Below are 20,247 nucleotides of genomic sequence, written 5' to 3' on the forward strand. Positions count from 1 at the left end.
CCTAGCGGACCAGAGTTCACGCACGATCACCACAACCAGAATCGGCCCGCCCCAGACAAGGGGCGGGCCGATTCTAGGTCGTTTGGTGTCAGAAGAAGTTCATTCCCGACGAGAACAGGGCCGGTCCGTCACTGACGACGCTACCCATCGGGTTGACCGCATCGCCGGTGGCGATGGTGCGGGTGACCGGGACGTTGTCGCCCGCGCAGTAGGTGACCAGCGAGTGCACCCCGGTCGGGATGTTGTCTGCGGACAAGGTGACCGGGCGGGTAATGATCGGCAACGCGACGGGGCTACCGCTGTCAGTGCGCAGGATGGTGGTCCGCTCGCCCGAGAGAGTGCCGACGATGTTGTCAAGGTTGATGTTCTTGATCATGCCGGCAATGTTGTCCGCGGCGTCGCGCTCGGCGACCACGGCCACGCAGCCACCGATGGGGGCGGTGATGCCGGCCTTGAAGGTGGCCGAGACGGTGTTGCCGTCGACGTTGTAGCTGGAGGTGGCGGCGGAGGCGACGCCGGCGGCGCCGACGGTGAGGGCTGCGGAGGCGGCGGCGACTGCGGCGATGCGGGTGGCGATGCGGGACATGGTCATGAGAACTCCTGTGAGCGGGACTGGTGGGTAGGGGAGGGGGGTCGGGTGGCCGGGTCGGGGTGGCCCGACCCGGCCCGAGGGTGGGTCAGCTGCCGAGGGAGGCCAGCGATCCGGAGCCGTGCAGCACCGAGCCGAGCGCGATCGATCCGATGAACGCGGTGAGGCTCAGCGAGCCCGAGCCCGTCGCCGGGGGATCGGTGACCTCGTTGTCGTCGTCCTCGTCCTCGTCGACCACGACCAGCGTCCCGGTCTCCTCGCTCGGGGCGTGGGCGTGGGGATCGGTCGGGACGAACTCCGCGCGGACCGTGTAGCGGCCGGGCTCGCCGGGGGTGTGGACCAGCGTCGCCACGCCGTCGACCACCGGGACCAGGTGCTCGCGGCCGTCCACGGTGAAGCGCACCTGCCCCGCCGCGTCCGCCGGGGTGACCCGCGCGGTGAGGGTGTTCTCCTCGCCGGCCACGGCCTCGTCGGCGACGAGCTCGACCGACGTGGGCTCCGTGACGGGTCCCGCCTCGACGGTGACGGTGGTCCGGCCGGTGCTGGCGGTGTAGCGCCCGGAGTCGGCGGGGGTGAAGTCGACGACGACGACGTGGTCGCCCGCCTCGGCGAAGGTGTGCTCGACCGTGGTTGTGCCGTTCGTGACGTTCGCAGTGTGGGTCTGCCCGTCGACGGTGAACTCGACGGTGCCCGCGGCGCCGGCCGGGGTGACCTGGGCGGTGAGCGTGGTGGGCTCGCCTGCCGTGGCCGGGCCCGGGGTGACGCTGACCCCGGTGGCCTCGGCGTCGATCTGGACGGTCTCGGTGTCGGTGCTACTGGTGTAGCGGTCTGGGTCGGCCGGGACGAAGGTGGCCTTGATGGTGCCGGTGCCGGCCGTGGCGGCGGTGAACTCGGCGGTGGCCGAGCCGTTCGCGACCTCGATCGTGTGGGTCTGGTCGCCGTATTCGAACCGGACCTGGCCCTGGGCCTCGGCCGGGGTGATGGCGGCAGTGGCTTGGATGATGCCGCCGGCGGTGACCTGGATCGGGTCCAGGGTCAGGTCGGTGGCGGTGGCCTCGGCGTTGACGGTGAACGTCGCGGTGTCGGAGCTTCCGCTGTAGCGCCCGGTGTCGGCGGGGGCGAAGGTCGCCGTGATGGCGTCGGTGGTCGTGGCCTCGAACTCGGCGGTCGCGGTGCCGTTCACCACCTGGACCGTCGTGGTCTGGCCGTCGTAGGCGAACTCGACCGTGCCTGCCGCCCCGGCGGGCGTGATGGTCGCGGTGGCGGTGACGGTCTCGCCGACGGTCACCGCTGCGGGATCGATGCTCAGCTCGGTGGCAGTTGCCTCCGCGTTGACCTCGACGTTCTTGCTGTCCGAGCTGCCGGTGTAGCGGTCCGGGTTGGTCGGGACGAAGGTGGCCGTGACGGTTCCGGTGCCGGCGGTTGCCGCGTCGAATTCGGCGGAGGCCGAGCCGTTCACCACCTCGACCGTGCGGGTCTGGTCGCCGTATTCGAACCGGACCTGGCCCTCGGCTTCGGCCGGGGTGATGGCGGCGGTGGCCTGGATGGTGCCGCCGGCGGTTACCTGGATCGGGTCGAGCGTGAGGTCGGTGGCGGTGGCCTCCGACTCGACCGAGACGGTGGTATGGCCGGTGCTACCGCTGTAGCGGCCGGCGTCGGCCGGGGTGAACTCGGCGGCGACGGTGTGCCCGCCGACGGTGGTGAAGGTGTGGGCAACCTCCGCGACGCCGCCTGAGACGGTTGCGGTGTAGGTCTGCCCGTCGACGGTGAACGCGACGGTGCCCGCCGCGGCCGCCGGGGTGACGGTGGCCGTCAGGGTGGTGGGCTCGTCGACCCGGATCGGGCCGGTCTCCACTGTGACCTCGGTCGTCGTGGCCGCGGCGTCGACGTTCACCGTCTTGCTGTCAGTGCTGCTGGTGTAGCGGTCCGGGTTGGCCGGGACGAACGTGGCCGTCACGGTATCGGTGCCGGCGGTCGCCGCGTCGAACTCGGCGGTGGCCGAGCCGTTCGCGACCTCGACCGTGCGGGTCTGGTCGCCGTATTCGAACCGGACCTGGCCCTGGGCCTCGGCCGGGGTGACGGCGGCGGTGGCCTGGATGGTGCCGCCGGCGGTGACCTGGATCGGATCCAGCGTCAGGTCGGTGGCGGTGGCCTCAGACTCCACGGTCACGGTGCCCTGGCCGGTGCTGCCGTCGTAGCGATCGGCGTTGGTCGGGGCGAACGCGGCCTCGACGGCGTGCTCGCCGGCGGTGGTGAAGGTGTGGGCGACCGTCGCGACGCCCCCTGAGACGTCGGCGGTGTAGGTCTGCCCGTCGACGGTGACGGTGACGGTTCCAGCTGCGGCGGCAGGGGTGACCCTCGCGGTCAGCGTGGTGGGCTCGTCGACCCGCGCCGGTCCGGACCCGGAGCTGACGCTGACGGAGGTGGCGATTTTGTCCAGCACGGTGACGCTCAGCGAATCCGTGCTGCCGCTGTAGCGGCCGGTGTCGGCCGGGAGGAAGGTGGCGGTGATCTCCATCGGGCCGGTTGTGGTGGCGTCGATGTCCGCGACGGCGGTGCCCTCGGCGTTCACCGGGGCGCTGACTGTGGTCTCGCCGTTGCTGAAATCGACCGTGCCGGCGGCTCCGGCGGGGGAGACGGTGGCGGTGGCCCGGACCGAGTCTCCGGGGATGACCTCGTCCTGGTCGACGGTCAGCACCGTCTGGGTCGCCTCGGCGGTCACGTCCACCGACTTTGTGTCGGTGCTGGTGGTGTACCGGTCGGGGTCGGCGGGGTGGAACGTTGCGGTGACGGTCAGCTCGCCGGCCGTGGCGGCGGTGAACTCGGCGCTGGCGGTGCCGTCGTCGGTCACGGGGACACGGATGGTCTGGTCACCGGCCGTGAACTCGACCTCGCCTTCGGCGCCCGCCGGGGTGACCGTGGCGGTGGCCTCGACGATGCCGCCGGCGGTGACCGTGAGCGGGTCGAGGGTCAGGTCGGTGGCCGTGGTCTCGGAGTCGACCGAGATGGTGGTCTGACCGGAACTGGGCAGGTAGCGGTCACCGTTGGTGGGGGTGAAGTCGACGACGACGACGTGGTCGCCCGCCTCCGGGAAGGTGTGCTCCAGCGTGGCGACGCCGCCCGAGACGGTCGCGGTGTAGTCCTGCCCGCCGATGGTGAACGTGGCGGTGCCGGCCGCGGCCGCCGGGGTGACGGTGGCGGTCAGCGTGGTGGGCTTACCGGCCTCAACGGGCTCGTTGCCGGCGGTGACCTCGGTGTTGGTGGCGGTCTGCTCAAAGACGTCGATCGTCTCGCTGTCCGTGCTGCTGGTGTAGCGCTGCGGGTCGGCCGGGATGAAAGTCGCTGTGACGGTCATGTCGCCCGCGGTGTCGGCGGGGAGCTCGGCGGTGGCGGTGCCGTCAGCGGTGACGGGGACGCGGACGGTGTGCTCGCCGGCCACGAACTCGATCTCGCCTTCGGCGCCGGCCGGGTTCACGCTGGCGGCGGCCTGGACGGTGCCGCCGGCGAGGACCTCCACCTTGTCGAGGGAGAGGTCGGTCCGGGTGGCCTCGCTCTGGATGTTGACCGTGCCGGTGCGTGAGGAGGTGCGCCACTGGGCCGAGTTCGTCGGCGTGTAGCTGGCGGTGACCGACTTGGAGCCGGTGGTGTCGAATGTCGTGGTGGCGGTGGCCACGCCGTTGACCACGTTCGCGGTAAGGGTCTTGCCGTCCACCGCGAATCGCACGGTTCCGGTCGGGGTGTTGGTGCCGTGGTTGGCGGTCACGCGCGTGGAGAGGGTGACCGTCTCGCCGACCCGCCCGGTGCTCGGGCTCACGGTGACGGCCTGCGTGGTGGTAGCGACCGCAGGCATGTCGAACCAGATGCGGCTTGGATACTCAATCTGATTCCAGTCGTTAGTTACTTCGGCTCGGAGACCGAGGTTGAAGCGCTGCCCGCCTTGCGCGTCTGCGGGGATGCGCGCGCTCAATTGGTATCTCCGGGTCTCGCCGTTATCGATCCTTGTATCGGCTAGATTTCCTCCCACGAAGTTGCCAGATTCGGTGCGCATGTTCTGCATGGTTTCGCCCGAGTGGGATACGTACCCGAACCCGCCAGGGTTGGTGATGACGCCCCACTTGCGCAGGTTCGACCATCGGTAAACCAAGTTGCCGTTGAACTTCGCGGTGTTCTCGATCCACACATTGCCCCCGGGTACAAAGTTGCTCCCAGCAGTGCGAACGCCCATCGTGAACTCGAATCGATCGTGCGTGATGGTCGCCGGATTTGAGATGCTCAACTGCTGAGCCTGCGCTGCAGGAGCGAGTCCCAGCACCAGCGCGAGTGCTGCGAGGAGCGCGGTCGCGATGCGCGCAGGCCGTGACACCGATGGCACGAGGTGCACGTGAGACGTGGGGGCGTGGGCAGACATCGAGAGACTCCAGAGGGTGCGCAGGGGTCGAGCACCGGTTTGTCCGTGGTTTCGGGCGCTGAATCCGATCAGCAGTGGCGGACAGCCGGGAGAAGGGGAACTGAGCTCATAGTAATGAATCCGTAATATAAGTAAAGCCCCAATCTGATGAATGGTGCCGCGCTCAGAGGTGAACGTCCTGTCGGCGATACAGCGGTGTGACGACGGTAACTCTTCGTGGTCCCGCGCCCCGGAAGACTAGCGCTGACGTCTGGATGAAGTGGAGGTTGAGAGCGCGTGACATTCGGGACAAATCCGCCCAACGTAGGTTTGGTCAGCTAAGTGATGCGCCTGAGAAGTACTGTCGACCTGTTGCGCAACTGAGAATCCCCTATATAGTTTCGTCGTACTCCGACATGTGCCCATGTCCCCTCAGGGCGCACCCTTCAAGTTTTTCGAGGAAGCCCATGCGCCGCGTACTCGCGTGGTTCTCAGCCGTCGTCGTCACCCTCGGCGTGGCCACCGTTCCGTCGGTGGCCACGGCGCAGCAGACGCGGTCGACCACATCGTTTGACACCACCTGCTACATAGCCGCTCCCAGCCTCTTTGGCATGGGCGGGCCGATGGACATCACCCCCAAGAATCCGGTGCAGATCCACGTCACAGCTCCCGAGTCGGTCAACGCAGGAGAGCGCTTCGACGTCACCTTCGACATCGACCCGATCAACGTCGAACTGGACAGTCTTCCTTCCTTGGTGTCGCTCAAGCAGGCTTCACGGCTCAAGCTCGACCTGCAGCGCCCGGCCGGCACGAAGCTGGTCGACTACAGCTTCAGCGGCGGCAACATCCCGATCGCCAACGGTCAGATCATCACCGTGAACGAGAACGGTGGCCCTGACGTGAACGGCACTGTCCTGCGTCTGACCGATAAGGGTCACAACACCATCGGCAACGGCGGGAAGGTCTCGACGAGCAACCACGCCGGACTGAGTATGGACCTGAGCGGGAAGAACGCCCTGGACTTCCGGTTCCCCAAGGTCACATTGACTTTCGAGGCCGAGCGCGCCGGGACCGCGAATATCGGCGTCCGAACCCAGGGCGCGGCCGCGACGTACGGTGCCAATGCGGCCAGTTACCTCACTCTGCTCGCATCGGTGGATGCAGCTGGAACCCGGTGGGTTCCCGGCTACTGCAGCCCCCGCTCGTCGGCAACTGCCCCGATCAACGGCGGCGCCGCGACGATGAAGACCGTCGAGATCGTTGGCCTGCCGACCTCCAGCACCCTCACCGGCCCGGACCAGGTGCTCCTGCGGGAACCGGCCGAGTTCGTGGCCACCGTCGACCCCAAGATCGCCGGCGAGGTGACGTTCACCAGCGGTAGCCAGCGGGTCACCACTCCGGTCAATACGACCACCGGGGAGGCCAGGGCCACGCTGACGTTCACCGATCCGGCCGAGGCCGTGGTCACGTCGCGATTCACGCCCACTGATCAGCGGTACGCCACGGCCACCTCGGAGGTGAGGGTCACCCCGGAGCGGCTGGCGACCGAGATGACGATGACCGCGCCCGCGACGGCCGAGGCCAACACCCGCACCCCGGTCTCGGTGAGCTTGCCGTCCGAGGCGCGTGGCACCGTCACGTTCACCGCCGGCGACCAGGTCCGTGAAGTCGCCGTGCGGGATGGTCAGGCTGCGACCAGCATGACCTTCACCATGCCGGGCGAGACCACGGTAGAAGCTGTGTTCACGCCCTCCGCGACGTCCGCGTACGGCACGGCGACTGCGACGGCGACGATCCTGGTCGAGGAGAGTAGCAACACGACGCTGATCCTCAACGGCCTCGACGCCCCGGGCTACGTGGCCGAGCCGGTCCGGCTCGAGGCCGTGATCAACCCGGCCGAGGGCACCACCGATCCGCAGGGCCGGGTCGAGTTTGTCGCCGGCTCCGAGACCCGCGTCGTGGACGTGGTGGACGGCCGGGCCGCCGCCGAGTTCACGTTCGGTCGCCAGGGCGACGTCGAGGTGAGCGCGACCTTCCACCCCGCGGGGAGCGAACAGACCCGCGCCACGGACTCCGGCACCCTGGAGATCCTCGATGCCGAGGCCACCAGCTCCGAGCTCATCGGGCCCGCGACGGTGGAGCCGGGACGGGCCACCGGGTTCCGGATCGTCACCTCTCCGGCCGGCGCCGACGGCACCGCGGTGGTCCGGATCGACGGCCGCGTCGTGGCCACAGATGTCGAGGTCGTGGACGGCGAGGCCACCGTTGACCTCACCTTCCCGCCCGCGGCGGCGACGGACCGGACCGTCACGGTCGAGTTCACCCCGGACGATCCGCGGGTCCTGCGACCGCACACCGCCACGCACACGGTGCAGGTCGCTGCCTCCGGCCTCGACGAGGAGGCTCTCACCGTTACCGTCGACGGTCCTGTCGACGCGCTCGAGGCTGGCCAGACCGGCCGTTTCCGGGTCACCGTGACCCCCGACGACGAGCTCGCCTCCCGGGACACCCTGAACGGCTACCTCACCGTGGTCAACAACGGTGAACCCGTCCTCGACGGCAATGGACAGCCGGTGCGTATCGCCGTCACCCGCGGCGTCGCTGACGTGGACCTGACGTGGACGAGCGGCTACCCGGAGTCCAAGTTCGTGCAGTTCGTCTACCACTCCGCCGACGGGACCGAGCGCGCGACGGGTTCGACGACCGTCACGGTGATCGGCGGGGAGGGCGACGACGACGTCACCGCCACCCCCGGTTCCGGCTCGTCCGGCTCTCTCGACCTCGGATCCCTCAGCGGTCTCGGCACGGGGAGCCTCTCCGGCTCCCTCGGCGGCTGACGGCCAGGAATAGGACTGACATCTCATGATTCGCAAGCTTCTAGCCGTACTCGCGGCCTTTACCCTCATGGTGGGGCTCGCCCCCGCCGCCACAGCTCAGACCACAAAGACCGTTCCCATCGGAGACTTCGACTTCAAGGCCACCATCAACACCGGTCAGAGCGACCTCCGCCCCGGTGGTCACGTGCGGATCGACCTCACAGCCACCAACGTTCGCGGCTCCGGATTCACTCCGTTTTCCAACCGTGTTTTACATACATATGGGATCACTGTCCCTCCTGGTTACACGCTGAAGGACAGTGGCGGAACTGACCTGACAGGTGTCGGTGATCATGGTCAGTCGTCCTTCTTCGGCGGACAGCCCGGTGGATTCGCGGACATCTACAAGAGTGTTCGAAAGGGTTCCTCCCGCTCGGGATGGATTTCAGTGAATATCCCGTCTGATGCCAAGGGGGGTAGCCGTCACAGCTTCGGGGTGCGCGCGGAATTAGAGACGAATGCGAAGTGGTACCCCACCGTTGAGAACGTCGTGAGTTTCACCCTGGGCGCAGTCGCCACCACCACGACGGTGACCGCCGATCCCGCCACTGTGGAGGAGGGCGGCAAGACCACGCTGACCGCATCGGTGGCGGCAACGGCAGGGTCGAACAAGGTCACCGCCGGCAACGTCGAGTTCTTTGTCGGGGGCAAATCGATCGGCGTCATGCCGGTCGACGCCAACGGCCGCGCCAGCATCGAGCACAGCGTGCCCCTGCTCGACAATCGCACCCCGATCACCCAGCAGGTGACCGCCCGCTACCTCGGGGATTCACCCCGGTTCGCGGCGTCGACCTCCGGGACTACGACCATCACGGTGAACCCCGAGCCCAAGGCCGAGGTCACGAGCACCGTCGGCCTGGCCGCCACCCGCGGCCTCGTCGAGAGCGGTCAGCTGCCCGTCACCCTCGACGTGACCGTGGACACGAGCAACGGCCAGGACCTCCCGGCCGGGGCACAGGTGGAGATCCTGCGGGACGACGTCGTCGTCGCCACCATCCCCGTCACCGGTGTCACGGCCACCTACACCGACCACCTGGACGCCCGCGTCGCCGAGACCACCGTCCACCGCTACACCGCGCGGCTCCTCCAGTCGGAGTCGGACGACACCATCTACCTCGGTGCCGAGTCCGACGAGGTCGAGGTGACCCTCGCCGCCGAGCAGACCCCCGAGCTCACCGTGGCCGTGGACCCGGCCACCGTGCGCGTCGGGCGCGGCGTGGACATCACCGCCACCCTCACCTCCGACGGCGCCCCGCTGCCCGCCGGAACCGAGGTCGTCATCCGCGCGAACGGCCGCGACATCGGGACCGCCACGACCGGCGACGACGGCACCGCGGTCCTGGCCGGGCACGAGTTCACCACCCCCGGCGACAAGAAGATCGAGGCCGTGTTCGGCGGCGCGGTGATCGGTGGCAAGAGCTACCTCGCCACCACCTCCGCTCCCGTCACCCTTACCGTGGAGGCCCTGCCCGAGGCGGACTCGGCGACCGTTATCGAGCTGCAGACCACCGCCACCGCCGGCGACGAGGTGACCATCACCGCCGTGGTCTCCCGCCCCGACGGCGGCGAGCTCACCGACGCCGCGGCCAAGGACCTCGGCTCGGTGTGGTTCTTCTCCGACGGCGAGGCGATCGGCTCGGCGCCTGTCACCGTCGACCCCGTCACCGGCGAGGCCACCGCGGTCTTCACCCACCGGTTCGCCGAGCGCGGCGAGTACCGGATGACTGCCGAGTACTCGGGCACGCGAGGCACCGATGAGATCATCGCCCCGTCGGAGACCGACGCCGCGACCGTGATCACGGTGACCGCCGACGAGATCGTCATCGAGGAGCCCGGGCCGCCGGAGCCGGACCCGATCATGGTCGGCTCGCTCGACATGGGCAGCATCGAGGGTGTGCTCGGTGAGGAGGGGCTGAGCAGCCTCACGGGCATGTTCGGCGGGAACTGACCCCGCCGCACGATCCGCACACGGCACAGGCGGCCCGTCCCCGGGGAGGGGGCGGGTCGCTTCCGCCGTCCGGGCGTGCCGACGCCGGTAGCGTGACGACCATGCCCACACCGCCTGGCCCGTTCGGCCGCGCCCGCCAGAACGTCCTCTACCGGGCGGGGATCTCCGGGATCATGCCGAAGGTCCCCACCGGGCCCGAGCGGCTCGAGGCCGCCGCCCGGCGCGCGCTGCTGCGCCGCCCGGGCGGGAGGAAGGCATGGGCGTATATATACGGCGGCGCCGGGGCCGGGCGCACGATGGACGCCAACCGCGAGGCGTTCGACCGGCGCCGGGTCATCCCCCGGATGCTGCGCGACACGACCGACCGCGACCTGACGGTGGAGCTGCTGGGCCGGCGACTGCCCGCCCCGGTGCTGGTGGCGCCGATCGGGGCGGCCGGGCTCATCACCCGGGACGCCGACCTGGACGTGGGTGCCGCCGCCGCGGTAGTTCCAGCTGTAGTGGAGCAGCGATGAACAGCTCGTCGACAGCTTCCTCTCCCGGCCCGAGGAGATCGACGCCGACGCCGACGCCGTCGTCGTCACCCTCGACACCACCCAGCTCGGCTGGCGGCCGTGGGACCTCGACCTCGGCTCCCTCCTTTTCACCCGGGGCGTCGGGATCGCGCAGTACACCTCCGACCCCCGGTTCTCCGAGCTCGTCGCCGAGCGGATCGCCGCCGACGAGCCCGAGGACCCGGTGAAGGTCACGCCGCAGGCGGTGCGGACCCTGCTCGAGATGGCGCGCAACCACCCCGGCGGCCTACTGGACAACCTCCGCGCGCCCGAGCCCCGCGCCGCCGTGCAGACCTTCCTCGACACCTTCTCCAACCCGGCGCTGAGCTGGGACCACATCACCACGCTGCGGGAGCGCACCCGCCTGCCCGTCGTCCTCAAGGGCGTGCTCCACCCCGATGACGCCCGCCGCGCGGTGGACCTCGGCGTGGACGCGGTGATGATCTCCAACCACGGCGGCCGCCAGGTCGACGGCTCGATCGGCAGCCTCGACGCGCTCGTCGCGGTGCGCGAGGCGGTGGGGACGGAGCCGACGGCCCTCCTGGACTCCGGGATCCGCAGTGGCGCAGACGTGGTCAAGGCGATGGCCTGCGGCGCCGACGCGGTGACGCTCGGCCGCCCGCACCTGTACGGACTGGCGATCGACGGCCGCCGCGGCGTCAGCGCGGTACTGGACAACCTGCTGGCCGAGATCGACCTGACGATGGGGCTGGCTGGGGTGCGCTCGTGGGACGAGGTCGACGACGGGCTGCTGACCTGAGGCGCGCCTCACCTCTTTGTGGGATACCTCACAGAACCGCCGGTAGTGGCCTTCCCGGGTTCTTTCAGGACCACATCATCCCGTAAGGTCACACGGAAGTTCTTCCGGCGGTCAGGCGACACCCCCGTCCGTCCCCGGGAGAGACGCCACAACGGCGGACGATGCACGGGCCACCCTCTTGCCCACGATTGCGTCGTGATACCTGCGCGGACGACCGTCGACGGGCCCCTCGCGACACCTCGACGCGAGCCGTCGACACAAATGGATACGTCTCGCAGACATTACGGACTGAACCGGCGCGTGGGTGCCGGTTCTCATAACAACGCTGTCAAAGGAAACCCTTATGGCCTCGAGCCTTGAAGAGATCCCCGAAGTGACGCCTGATTCCGAAGTCCGGGAGACGGCCGAGGGGCCGTCGGTGATCGGTGTGGTCGCCGAGTCCAATCCGGCCGAGAACCGGGTGGCGGCGACGCCCGAGACGGTGGCGAAGCTGATCGGCCTGGGATACCGGGTCGTGGTGGAGCACGGCGCCGGCAGGCGCGCGGAGTTCGCGGATGCCGCCTATGCGGCGGCCGGTGCCGAGCTGGCCGATGGTGATGCCGCGTGGTCGGCGGACGTGGTGATGAAGGTCGCCGTGCCCACCGAGGCCGAGGTCGGCCGGATGCGCCGCGGCGCGACCCTGGCGGGCCTGCTCGCGCCGGCGCAGAACGAGAAGCTGATCGAGCTGTTCGCCGAACGCGGCGTGACCGCGCTGGCGATGGATGCGGTCCCGCGAATCTCGCGTGCGCAGTCGATGGACGTGCTGTCGTCGATGGCCAACATCGCCGGCTACCGCGCCGTGATCGAGGCGGCGCACCACTTCGGCCGGTTCTTCACCGGCCAGGTCACCGCGGCGGGCAAGGTCCCGCCGGCCAAGGTGCTGGTGGCCGGTGCGGGCGTGGCCGGTCTCGCCGCGATCGGGGCCGCCTCCAGCTTGGGCGCCATCGTCCGCGCGACCGATCCGCGCCCCGAGGTGGCCGACCAGGTCAAGTCCATCGGCGGCGAATACCTGCCCGTGGAGGTGCCCGAGGAGGAGAAGGTCGTCTCCACCGACGGGTACGCCAAGGCCACCAGTGAGGCCTACGACCGGGCCGCGGCGAAGCTGTACTCGGACCAGGCCGCCGACGTGGACATCATCATCACCACCGCGCTGATCCCGGGCCGGCAGGCACCGCGCCTGATCACCGCCGCCGACATCGCGGTGATGAAGCGTGGCTCGGTGATCGTGGACATGGCCGCCGCGCAGGGCGGCAACGTCGAGGGCAGCGTGGCCGACGAGGTCGTCGTGACCGAGGGCGGTGTGACGATCATCGGCTACACAGACCTGGCCGGGCGCCTGCCCGCCCAGGCCTCGCAGCTGTACGGCACCAACCTGGTCAACCTGACCAAGCTGGTCACCCCGGGCAAGGACGGCGCGTGGGCGCTGGACATGGACGACGTGGTCCAGCGCGGCGTGACGGTGGCCCGGGGCGGCGAGGTCATGTGGCCGCCCCCGCCGGTGCAGGTCAGTGCCGCCCCCGCGGCGGCCGCTGCCCCCGAACCGGTCGAGCCCAAACCTGAGAAGAAGAAGATGTCGGCCGGCGCGAAGCTCGGCCTGATCGCCGCTGGCATGGCGTTGCTGCTGCTGCTCACCGCGGTCGCGCCGGGGGACATCCCGCGCCACATCACGGTCTTCGTGTTGGCGATCGTGATCGGCTACTACGTCATCGGCAACGTGCACCACGCGCTGCACACCCCGTTGATGTCGGTGACCAACGCGATCTCCGGAGTGATCGTCGTGGGTGCGTTGCTGCAGGTCGGGATCGACAACACCCTCGGCCTGGCGCTCGCCGCCATCGCGATCCTCGTCGCGTCCATCAACGTCTTCGGCGGTTTCGCCGTGACCCGTCGCATGCTCGGCATGTTCTCGAAGGGAGCCTGAGTCCATGTCACTCGTGACCGCCGCCAACGCGGCCTACCTCGTCGCAGCGCTGCTGTTCATCCTGTCCCTGGCAGGCCTGTCCAAGCATGAGACCGCCCGTCGCGGACTGACCTTCGGTATCGCCGGCATGGCCATCGCTCTGGTGGCCACTGTCGTCCTGGTCCTCGATCACCAGCCCGCCACGATCGGCATCGCCCTGATGGCCGTCGCCGTCATCGTCGGTGCCGGAATCGGCCTGATGCGCGCGCGCAGCGTGCAGATGACCGAGATGCCCGAGCTCATCGCCCTCCTGCACTCGTTCGTCGGTCTGGCCGCCGTGCTGGTGGGCTGGAACGGTTACCTCGAGCCCGAGCTCCACGGTGAGCTGACCGGCTCCTTGCTGGGCATCCACCACGCCGAGGTGTTCATCGGTGTGTTCATCGGCGCCGTGACCTTCACCGGCTCGATCGTGGCCTACCTCAAGCTGTCGGCCAAGATGAAGTCCGCGCCGCTGGTCCTGCCCGGAAAGAACCTGATCAACGCCGGAATCCTCGTGGCGTTCCTCGTGCTGACGGTGTGGTTCGTCATCAGCCCGGCGTTGTGGATGCTCGTCGTCGTCACCGTCCTGGCCCTGGCGCTGGGCTGGCACCTGGTGGCCTCCATCGGCGGCGGCGACATGCCCGTGGTGGTGTCGATGCTCAACTCGTACTCCGGCTGGGCCGCCGCGGCGACCGGCTTCCTGCTCGGTAACGACCTGCTGATCGTGACCGGCGCGCTTGTCGGCTCCTCGGGTGCCTACCTGTCGTACATCATGTGCAAGGCGATGAACCGCTCGTTCTTCTCGGTCATCATGGGCGGCTTCGGTATCGAGGCCTCCTCCGGTGAGGGCAAGGACCACGGCGAGCACACTGAGATCGACGTCGCCGGTGCCGCGGAGATGCTCGCGAACGCCAGCTCGGTGATCATCGCGCCGGGTTACGGCATGGCCGTGGCCCAGGCCCAGTACCCGGTGGCCGACCTGACCCGCACCCTGCGGGACCGCGGCGTGGACGTGCGCTTCGCCGTCCACCCGGTCGCCGGTCGTCTGCCCGGACACATGAACGTGCTGCTGGCCGAGGCCAAGGTGCCGTACGACATCGTGCTCGAGCTCGACGAGATCAACGACGACTTCGCCGACACCGACGTCGTGCTGGTCATCGGCGCCAACGACACGGTCAACCCGGACGCCGCCGAGGACCCGGGCAGCCCGATCGCCGGCATGCCCGTGCTGCACGTGTGGGAGGCGGAGAACGTCATCGTGTTCAAGCGGTCCATGGCCGCCGGTTACGCCGGCGTGCAGAACCCGCTGTTCTTCCGCGACAACACCGACATGCTGTTCGGTGACGCCAAGGACCGTGTCGGCGAGATCCTGACCGCCGTCAAGGAGCAGCAGGGCGCGAACGCCTGACGTTGCGGGCGGGGCGCGACCGATAAGGCGCGTGAGCTCCCTCCGGCCTCATCGACAAGAGGGTTTCGACCACATCGTGCGAGTAGATGTGGTCGAAACCCTCTTGTCGATGGTGGGGGTCACCGCGCTTATCGCGTCGGCGCGGGCCCCGGAGCGCCGTTCGCCTGACCGTCCCGGGTAGAGCCCGACCGAGGCGGCGTCAGGGTCGCGTCGCCGGCACCCCGGTTGCCGTGACGGCCGCGCTGCCGGGCGCCGGCGCGGCCGCATCGCGCTTGCGGCGCACGTAGATCTGCTTGCGCACCCGCGCCACGACCTGGCCGTTGTCATCGGTCAGGTCGGTGCTGAACCACCGCAGTACCTTCTCGCCGCCGGCGGCCGCGTCGCGGATCTCGGCGACCTGCTCGGCGGTTACCTCGAACTCCGCGTGGACGGCCGTGCGCCCGGGTGAGACGAAGTCGATCTCGCCGGCGACGTCCCACACCACGTACTCCGACCCCAGACGGCGCATCAGCAGGAACATCCAGAACGGGTCGGACATGGAGAACAGTGAGCCGCCGAACGCCGTGCCGACGTAGTTGGTGTTCCACGGCCGGCGGTTCAGCCGCACGCGCGCCCGGCTGAAGTCCGGGGCGATGTGCTCGATGCGCACGCCCGAGGCGAGGTAGGGCGGCCAGAGGCTCATCCCGATCTGCATCCCCCGCGCGGAGGACAGCGCCCGCTTGATGGGTCCGACCTGCTGTGACATGCCTGCTCCGTTCCCCGGGGCCCGATCGATGGGTCCGCCCTGTCGTGTCTTTACTATGGCATAGAGCATAGTACGTAGAATGCAGGGCATGCCCACAGGGAGATCGAGTACGCCGGAGGCCGGGCGGGGGCGTCGCGGTGCGACGCGCGAGAAAATGGTCCGCACCGCCGCGGTCCTGTTGCGGGAGAACGGGGTGGCGGGGACGACCATCGACAAGGTCCTGGCGGCCAGCGGTGCACCGCGAGGGTCCGTGTACCACCACTTTCCCGGCGGACGCGCGCAACTGCTGTCGGAGGCGGTCGAGTTCGCGACGGACTCGATCACCGTGCTCGCCGGGGCGGCGGGGGAGGACGATCCGGCTGTCGCGCTGGACGCATTCGTCGCGCTCTGGCGCGAGCAGTTGGTCGCCAGCGACTACCGCGCGGGATGTCCGGTGCTCGCCGTGGTGGTGGACGCCGATCCGGCACTGCCTGAACTGACCGAGCAGGCGGGGGAGGCGTTTGGGCGGTGGCAGTCGGTGTTGGCGCGGATGTTGGAGGAGAGAGGTATGACGACGACGTCGGCGGATCGCCTCGCCCTGCAGTCGCTCTGTATTCTCGAAGGGGCGGTGGCCGTGTCACGGGCACGTCGGGCGATCAGCCCGCTCGATGAGGCCGCGCAGGCCATCCGGACGCTGTACGGGGCCGAAGTGGATCGCGCCGAAGCCACCTCCTGACCGGAGCAGCGAGTTTCACGTGGAACTCCGCGGCCGTGCACCGTGCAGTTCGGGCAGCAGTTCCTGCTCGGCCAGCTCGAGGAACGGTGTCTGGTCCCGCGAGACGTGGTGGAGGTAGATCCGCTCGAAGCCGAGTGCCTCGAAATCGCGCAGTCGACCGATGAGGTCGTCGACGGAGTCGGTGACGATCACGGCCTCGGCGATCTTCTCGTCTGACAGGCGGCGTCCGGCGAGGTCGAGTTCCTCCGGGGTGGCCAGGTCCGCGTCGAGGGGCGAGTCGACCGCGTTGTTGCGCCACTGGTCGCGGACGAGGTCGCGGGCCCGCTCGATAGTGTCGGCGATCGAGATGTGGACCTGCAGGGCGAGCGGCCCGCGCCCGCCGGCGGCGCGGTAGGCGCCTACGATCCCGGCCACGGTCTCGAGGTCGGCGTTGACGGTGATGAGCCCGTCCGCCCAGGCGGCGGCCCGCTCGGCGGTGGCCGGGGTGAGCGCGGGCCCGAGGAGAGGCGGCGGGGCGTCGGGCAGGGAGTAGACGCGTGCCCGGTCGACCTCCACGAGTCCGCGGTGGGTGACCTCCTCGCCGGCGTGCAGGCGGCGGATGACGTCGACGCATTCCTCGAGCCGTGCCTGACGGAGGTCCTTGGCGGGCCAGGGGGCTCCGGTGATGTGCTCGTTCATGTTCTGGCCGCTGCCCAGGGCCAGCCAGAAGCGTCCGGGGAACATCTGCGCCAGGGTCGCCGACGCCTGGGCGACCACCGCGGGGTGGTAGCGCTGCCCGGGTGCGCACACGGTGCCCAGCTCGAGGTCGGTGGTGGCCAGCGCGGCGCCCAGCCAGGACCAGGCGAAGCCCGAGTGGCCCTGACGAACGGACCACGGCGCGAAGTGGTCGGAGCACATCGCCATGCGGAATCCCGCTCGCTCGGCCCGCTGCACGTCGGCGAGGAGTCGACCGGGCGAGATCTGTTCGTGGGAGGCGTGGAACCCGTAGTCGGCCATCGCTCAGTCCTCCTTGTGCTGGGCTCCGGGTGCGGAGCGGGCGCCGCGTGCGGCGTCGATGGCGTCCGCGGCCCGGATCAGTCCCATGTGGCTGAACGCCTGGGGGAAGTTGCCCGCTTGACGTCCTGTGTCCGGGTCGTACTCCTCGGCGAAGAGGCCGAGGTCACTCGCGCGGGCCAGTAGGTCGCCCATGAGCTTCTCGGCGTCTGCGAGCCGCCCCCTGCAGGCGTACTGCTCGACCAGCCAGAACGTGCACATCACGAACGGGTACTCGGTGCCGCCGACCCCGTCCATGCCGCTGGCGGTTCGATAGCGGTTGACCAATCCGAACCCGCTGACCAGGTCCTTCTCGATCCTGGCGACCGTGCCGAGCATGCGTGGGTCGTCAAAGGCCAGATAACCCGTGTGGGGAAGCTGGAGCAGGGACGCGTCGACCTCGTCGTTGTCATAGGTCTGGGTGTAGCTGCCCAGCTCCGGATCGAACCCCTTCGCCTCGATCTCCTCGGCCAGCCGGGCGCGCAGTTCCCGCCAGCGCTCGACGTCACCGTCGAGGCCGAACTCCTCGACCGCCTTGATCCCGCGGTCGAAGGCCGCCCACATCATGGCCCGGCCGTGGGTGAAGTGGTGGGTGTCGCCGCGCATCTCCCAGATGCCGTGGTCCTCGCGGTCGACGTTCGCCTCGGCGTAGTCCAGCAGGCTCTTCTGGAGGCCCCAGGTGTACTCGTTCTCGTCCACGCCCGCCGCGCGCAGCTCGTGCAGGGCGATCATCACCTCGCCCACGACGTCCGCCTGGTACTGGTCGGCGGCTCCGTTGCCGATGCGGACGGGGCGCGAGTCCTCGTACCCGTTGAGGTGGCCGAGCTCCTCCTCGCGTAGCTGCCGTTCGCCCGAGAGCCCGTACATGATCCGGACGTCCCGGGCGTCACCGGCGACCGCGCGCAGGAGCCAGTCGCGCCACAGGGTCGCGCCCCGGGTGAGCCCGTGCGCCACCACGACCTCGATGGTGAACGCGGCGTCGCGCAGCCAGGTGTAGCGGTAGTCCCAGTTGCGGCCGCCGCCGAACTCCTCCGGGAGCGACGTGGTGGGGGCGGCCACGATGCCGCCGGTGTCGAGGTTCGTCAGTGCGCGCAACACCAGTAGGGACTGGACGACCTCCTCCCGGTAGGGGCCGTCCACCGACAGCTGGTTGGCCCACTCCCGCCACATCGCGACCGTGGCGCCGAGGGCCTGCTCGGTGTCCGGCGGAGCGGGCGGGTCCTGGTGGGACGGGAACCAGGTGAGGTCCCACGCCAGAGATTCGCCGCTCGCCAGGGCGAACCTGCCCTCCAGTCGGGTGGCCCGCTGCCCGCCGGAGCCACCGAGGTCCGTGTCCGGGCACTGCAGGGTCGGGCCGGTCACCAGGATGGCGTCGGGTCCGGCCAGTGAGAGCAGTGCCCGCTCGTCGCCGTCACGGGCGATTTCCCTGGTCCACGGGGTGGCGCGGGAATAGTCGAAGCGCAGCCGCAGGTCGTGCTCGACCTCCACCTCGCCGTCGACGCACTCCACTTTGCGGATGAGGTCACCCTGTCGGGTGCTGCGAGGCAGGAAATCCGTCATGCGCGCGACTCCACGGGGCGTGCGCCAGGTGGTCTCCAGCACGAAGGTCAGAGGCAGGTAGCGACGCTCCACCACCTCACCGTCGACCACCGACAACAGCCATCGTCCGTCCTCGGGTTCGCCGAGCAGCGCGGAGAACACGGCGGGGGAGTCGAAACGGGGCAGGCACAGCCAGTCGATGCTGCCGTCGCGGGACACCAACGCGCCGGTCCGGAGGTCGGACAGGAGGGCGTATTCCTCGAGGGGAGTCGACATGTCAGAAGATGGGCTTGCCGCCCGTCACCCCCAGCACGGTTCCGGAGACGTAGCTCGCATCGGACGGGGAGGCGAGGAAGACGTACGCCCCGGCGCACTCGCCGGGCTGCCCGGCCCGCCCGAGCGGGGTGTCGCCGCCGAACTCGGGCAGGGTGTCGCCCTTCTGGGTGGCGGGCTGCAACGGTGTCCAGATGGGACCGGGCGCGACCGCGTTGACGCGGATCCCGCGTTCGCCCAACTCATTGGCCAGGTTGACGGTGAGATTGTTGAGCGCGGCCTTGGTGGACGCGTAATCGATCAGCGGCGGGGCCGGCTGGTAGGCCTGCACCGAGGTGGTGTTGATGATCGACGAGCCGCGGCCGAGGAACCGCAGCGCCTCCTGGCTGGCCCAGATCGTGGCGTAGAGGTTGGTCTTCATCACCCGGTCGAGGTTCTCGGTGTCGATGGTCTCTAGCCCCTCCCCGCGAGCGTGTTGGTACGCGGCGTTGTTGACCAGGACGTCCAGCCCGCCCAGGTGGTCGGCGGCATCGCGGACGACCTTCCGGCACTGCGACTCGTCCTGCAGGTCCGCCGGGAGCAGGACCGCGCGGCGTCCGGCTTTCTCGATCCACCCGGCCGTCTCCTCGGCGTCCGGCTGCTCGACCGGCAGGTAGGAGATCGCGACGTCCGCGCCCTCGCGCGCGAAGGCGATCGCGGCTGCCCGCCCGATGCCCGAGTCCCCGCCGGTGATGAGCGCCTTGAGGCCCTCCAGTCGGCCGGACCCGCGGTAACTGTGCTCGCCGTGATCGGGCCGGGGGTCCATCCGGGACGTCAGCCCGGGCGGCTCCTGCTCCTGGGCGGGGAACCCGCCGGAGTCGTTGACCATGTGCTGCGCATTGTGTGCGATGTCGCTCGCGGTACCCATCTCGATCACTGCTGCTTGAGCACGCCGGTGCACTCCACGCACAGTTCCTCCAATTCGCGGGCGTGCTGCTCGGCGCGGTCGAAGAGGTTCTGCAGCGTCGGCGTCGGCAGGCGCGGGTCCTCGATCTCCAGCAGTGCCCGGAACCCCATCTTCTTGCCGGTCACCGCCAGGGTGAGCGCCTCGAGCTCGACCAGATCGCTCAGCGGCGACCGGTCGGCGATGCGGCGGTTGGGCTTGAGCTGGCCGAGCTTCTCGGACGCCTTCGCGGGCAGGTCCTTGAGGAGCGACGGCGACGTTCCCGCCAGCGTCATGAGCTCCTCGAGGGCCTTGAGATCCTCGACGGTCTCGTCGCCGATACGGCTCACGACCTTCCGGACGTGGGGGTCGTTGTGATCCTCGGCGACGCGCCGGAACAGGTCGATCCCGGCGGCTGCACCGGCGTGGTGGTCCTGCATGTACGTGTGCAACATCTCGGTGGCCATGTACTGACGGTACGAGAGCGGGCGCGGGAGGCAACCGATCGGACGGGCGAGAAC

The 20,247-nt window shown here is 69.5% G+C and carries 12 protein-coding genes and 1 pseudogene; 6 read left to right on the plus strand and 7 right to left on the minus strand.

The features are described from left to right. Positions 1 to 88: 88 nt before the first annotated feature. Both DCI01S_RS11695 and DCI01S_RS11700 read right to left on the minus strand, forming a co-directional pair. On the minus strand, positions 89 to 592 hold the full coding sequence (locus DCI01S_RS11695) for a hypothetical protein (protein ID WP_061229389.1): 504 nt from the start codon (positions 590 to 592) through the stop codon (positions 89 to 91). An 85-nt stretch (positions 593 to 677) separates the two neighbouring features. Then, the gene (locus tag DCI01S_RS11700; RefSeq protein WP_061229390.1) at positions 678 to 4,439 is read right to left on the minus strand and encodes a beta strand repeat-containing protein; all 3,762 of its coding nucleotides are present in this window, start codon (positions 4,437 to 4,439) and stop codon (positions 678 to 680) included. Positions 4,440 to 5,443: 1,004 nt separating this feature from the next. Here DCI01S_RS11700 and DCI01S_RS11705 point away from each other — a divergent pair. The 5 genes and pseudogenes from DCI01S_RS11705 to pntB all read left to right on the plus strand — a co-directional run bounded on the left by DCI01S_RS11705 (position 5,444) and on the right by pntB (position 14,500). Further along, positions 5,444 to 7,813: a hypothetical protein gene (locus DCI01S_RS11705; protein ID WP_061229391.1), complete on the plus strand. Its 2,370-nt coding sequence runs from the start codon at positions 5,444 to 5,446 to the stop codon at positions 7,811 to 7,813. Positions 7,814 to 8,342: 529 nt separating this feature from the next. Beyond that, entirely contained in the window at positions 8,343 to 9,800 is a 1,458-nt protein-coding gene (locus DCI01S_RS11710) for an Ig-like domain-containing protein (protein ID WP_061229392.1), read from the plus strand. Between the two features lie 101 nt (positions 9,801 to 9,901). Continuing rightward, a pseudogene (locus tag DCI01S_RS11715) lies at positions 9,902 to 11,114 on the plus strand (alpha-hydroxy-acid oxidizing protein). A gap of 343 nt (positions 11,115 to 11,457) precedes the next feature. Then, positions 11,458 to 13,074 (plus strand): Re/Si-specific NAD(P)(+) transhydrogenase subunit alpha, encoded by a 1,617-nt coding sequence (locus DCI01S_RS11720; protein ID WP_244881712.1) that lies wholly within the window; start codon positions 11,458 to 11,460, stop codon positions 13,072 to 13,074. A gap of 4 nt (positions 13,075 to 13,078) precedes the next feature. Continuing rightward, complete coding sequence (pntB, locus tag DCI01S_RS11725) at positions 13,079 to 14,500, plus strand: Re/Si-specific NAD(P)(+) transhydrogenase subunit beta (RefSeq protein WP_061229393.1); 1,422 nt, start codon at positions 13,079 to 13,081, stop codon at positions 14,498 to 14,500. Between the two features lie 199 nt (positions 14,501 to 14,699). On the opposite strand, the gene DCI01S_RS11730 is transcribed toward pntB, so the two are convergent. Further along, the gene (locus tag DCI01S_RS11730; RefSeq protein WP_244881713.1) at positions 14,700 to 15,245 is read right to left on the minus strand and encodes a DUF4442 domain-containing protein; all 546 of its coding nucleotides are present in this window, start codon (positions 15,243 to 15,245) and stop codon (positions 14,700 to 14,702) included. Between the two features lie 88 nt (positions 15,246 to 15,333). On the opposite strand from DCI01S_RS11730, the gene DCI01S_RS11735 reads away from it, so the two are divergent. Continuing rightward, positions 15,334 to 15,960 carry a TetR/AcrR family transcriptional regulator gene (locus tag DCI01S_RS11735; protein WP_244881714.1) on the plus strand — a complete coding sequence of 209 codons (627 nt, stop codon included), beginning with the start codon at positions 15,334 to 15,336 and terminating at the stop codon, positions 15,958 to 15,960. A gap of 15 nt (positions 15,961 to 15,975) precedes the next feature. Here DCI01S_RS11735 and DCI01S_RS11740 read toward each other — a convergent pair whose 3' ends face one another. From DCI01S_RS11740 to DCI01S_RS11755, 4 genes are read right to left on the minus strand one after another with little or no spacing between them, the layout of a single operon-like run. Continuing rightward, complete coding sequence (locus DCI01S_RS11740; RefSeq protein WP_061229395.1) at positions 15,976 to 16,956, minus strand: TIGR03885 family FMN-dependent LLM class oxidoreductase; 981 nt, start codon at positions 16,954 to 16,956, stop codon at positions 15,976 to 15,978. A 3-nt stretch (positions 16,957 to 16,959) separates the two neighbouring features. Beyond that, positions 16,960 to 18,807, minus strand: coding sequence for a glycoside hydrolase family 15 protein (locus DCI01S_RS11745; protein ID WP_061229396.1), 1,848 nt, complete (start codon positions 18,805 to 18,807; stop codon positions 16,960 to 16,962). Position 18,808: 1 nt separating this feature from the next. Continuing rightward, positions 18,809 to 19,672 carry an SDR family oxidoreductase gene (locus DCI01S_RS11750; RefSeq protein WP_375545272.1) on the minus strand — a complete coding sequence of 288 codons (864 nt, stop codon included), beginning with the start codon at positions 19,670 to 19,672 and terminating at the stop codon, positions 18,809 to 18,811. Positions 19,673 to 19,716: 44 nt separating this feature from the next. Further along, a complete protein-coding gene (locus DCI01S_RS11755; RefSeq protein ID WP_061229397.1) occupies positions 19,717 to 20,193 on the minus strand; it encodes a hypothetical protein in 477 nt (158 codons plus the stop codon). Positions 20,194 to 20,247: the final 54 nt, after the last annotated feature.

This window comes from Dietzia cinnamea NBRC 102147, assembly GCF_001571065.1.
GTDB classification, from domain to species: Bacteria; Actinomycetota; Actinomycetes; order Mycobacteriales; family Mycobacteriaceae; genus Dietzia; species Dietzia cinnamea.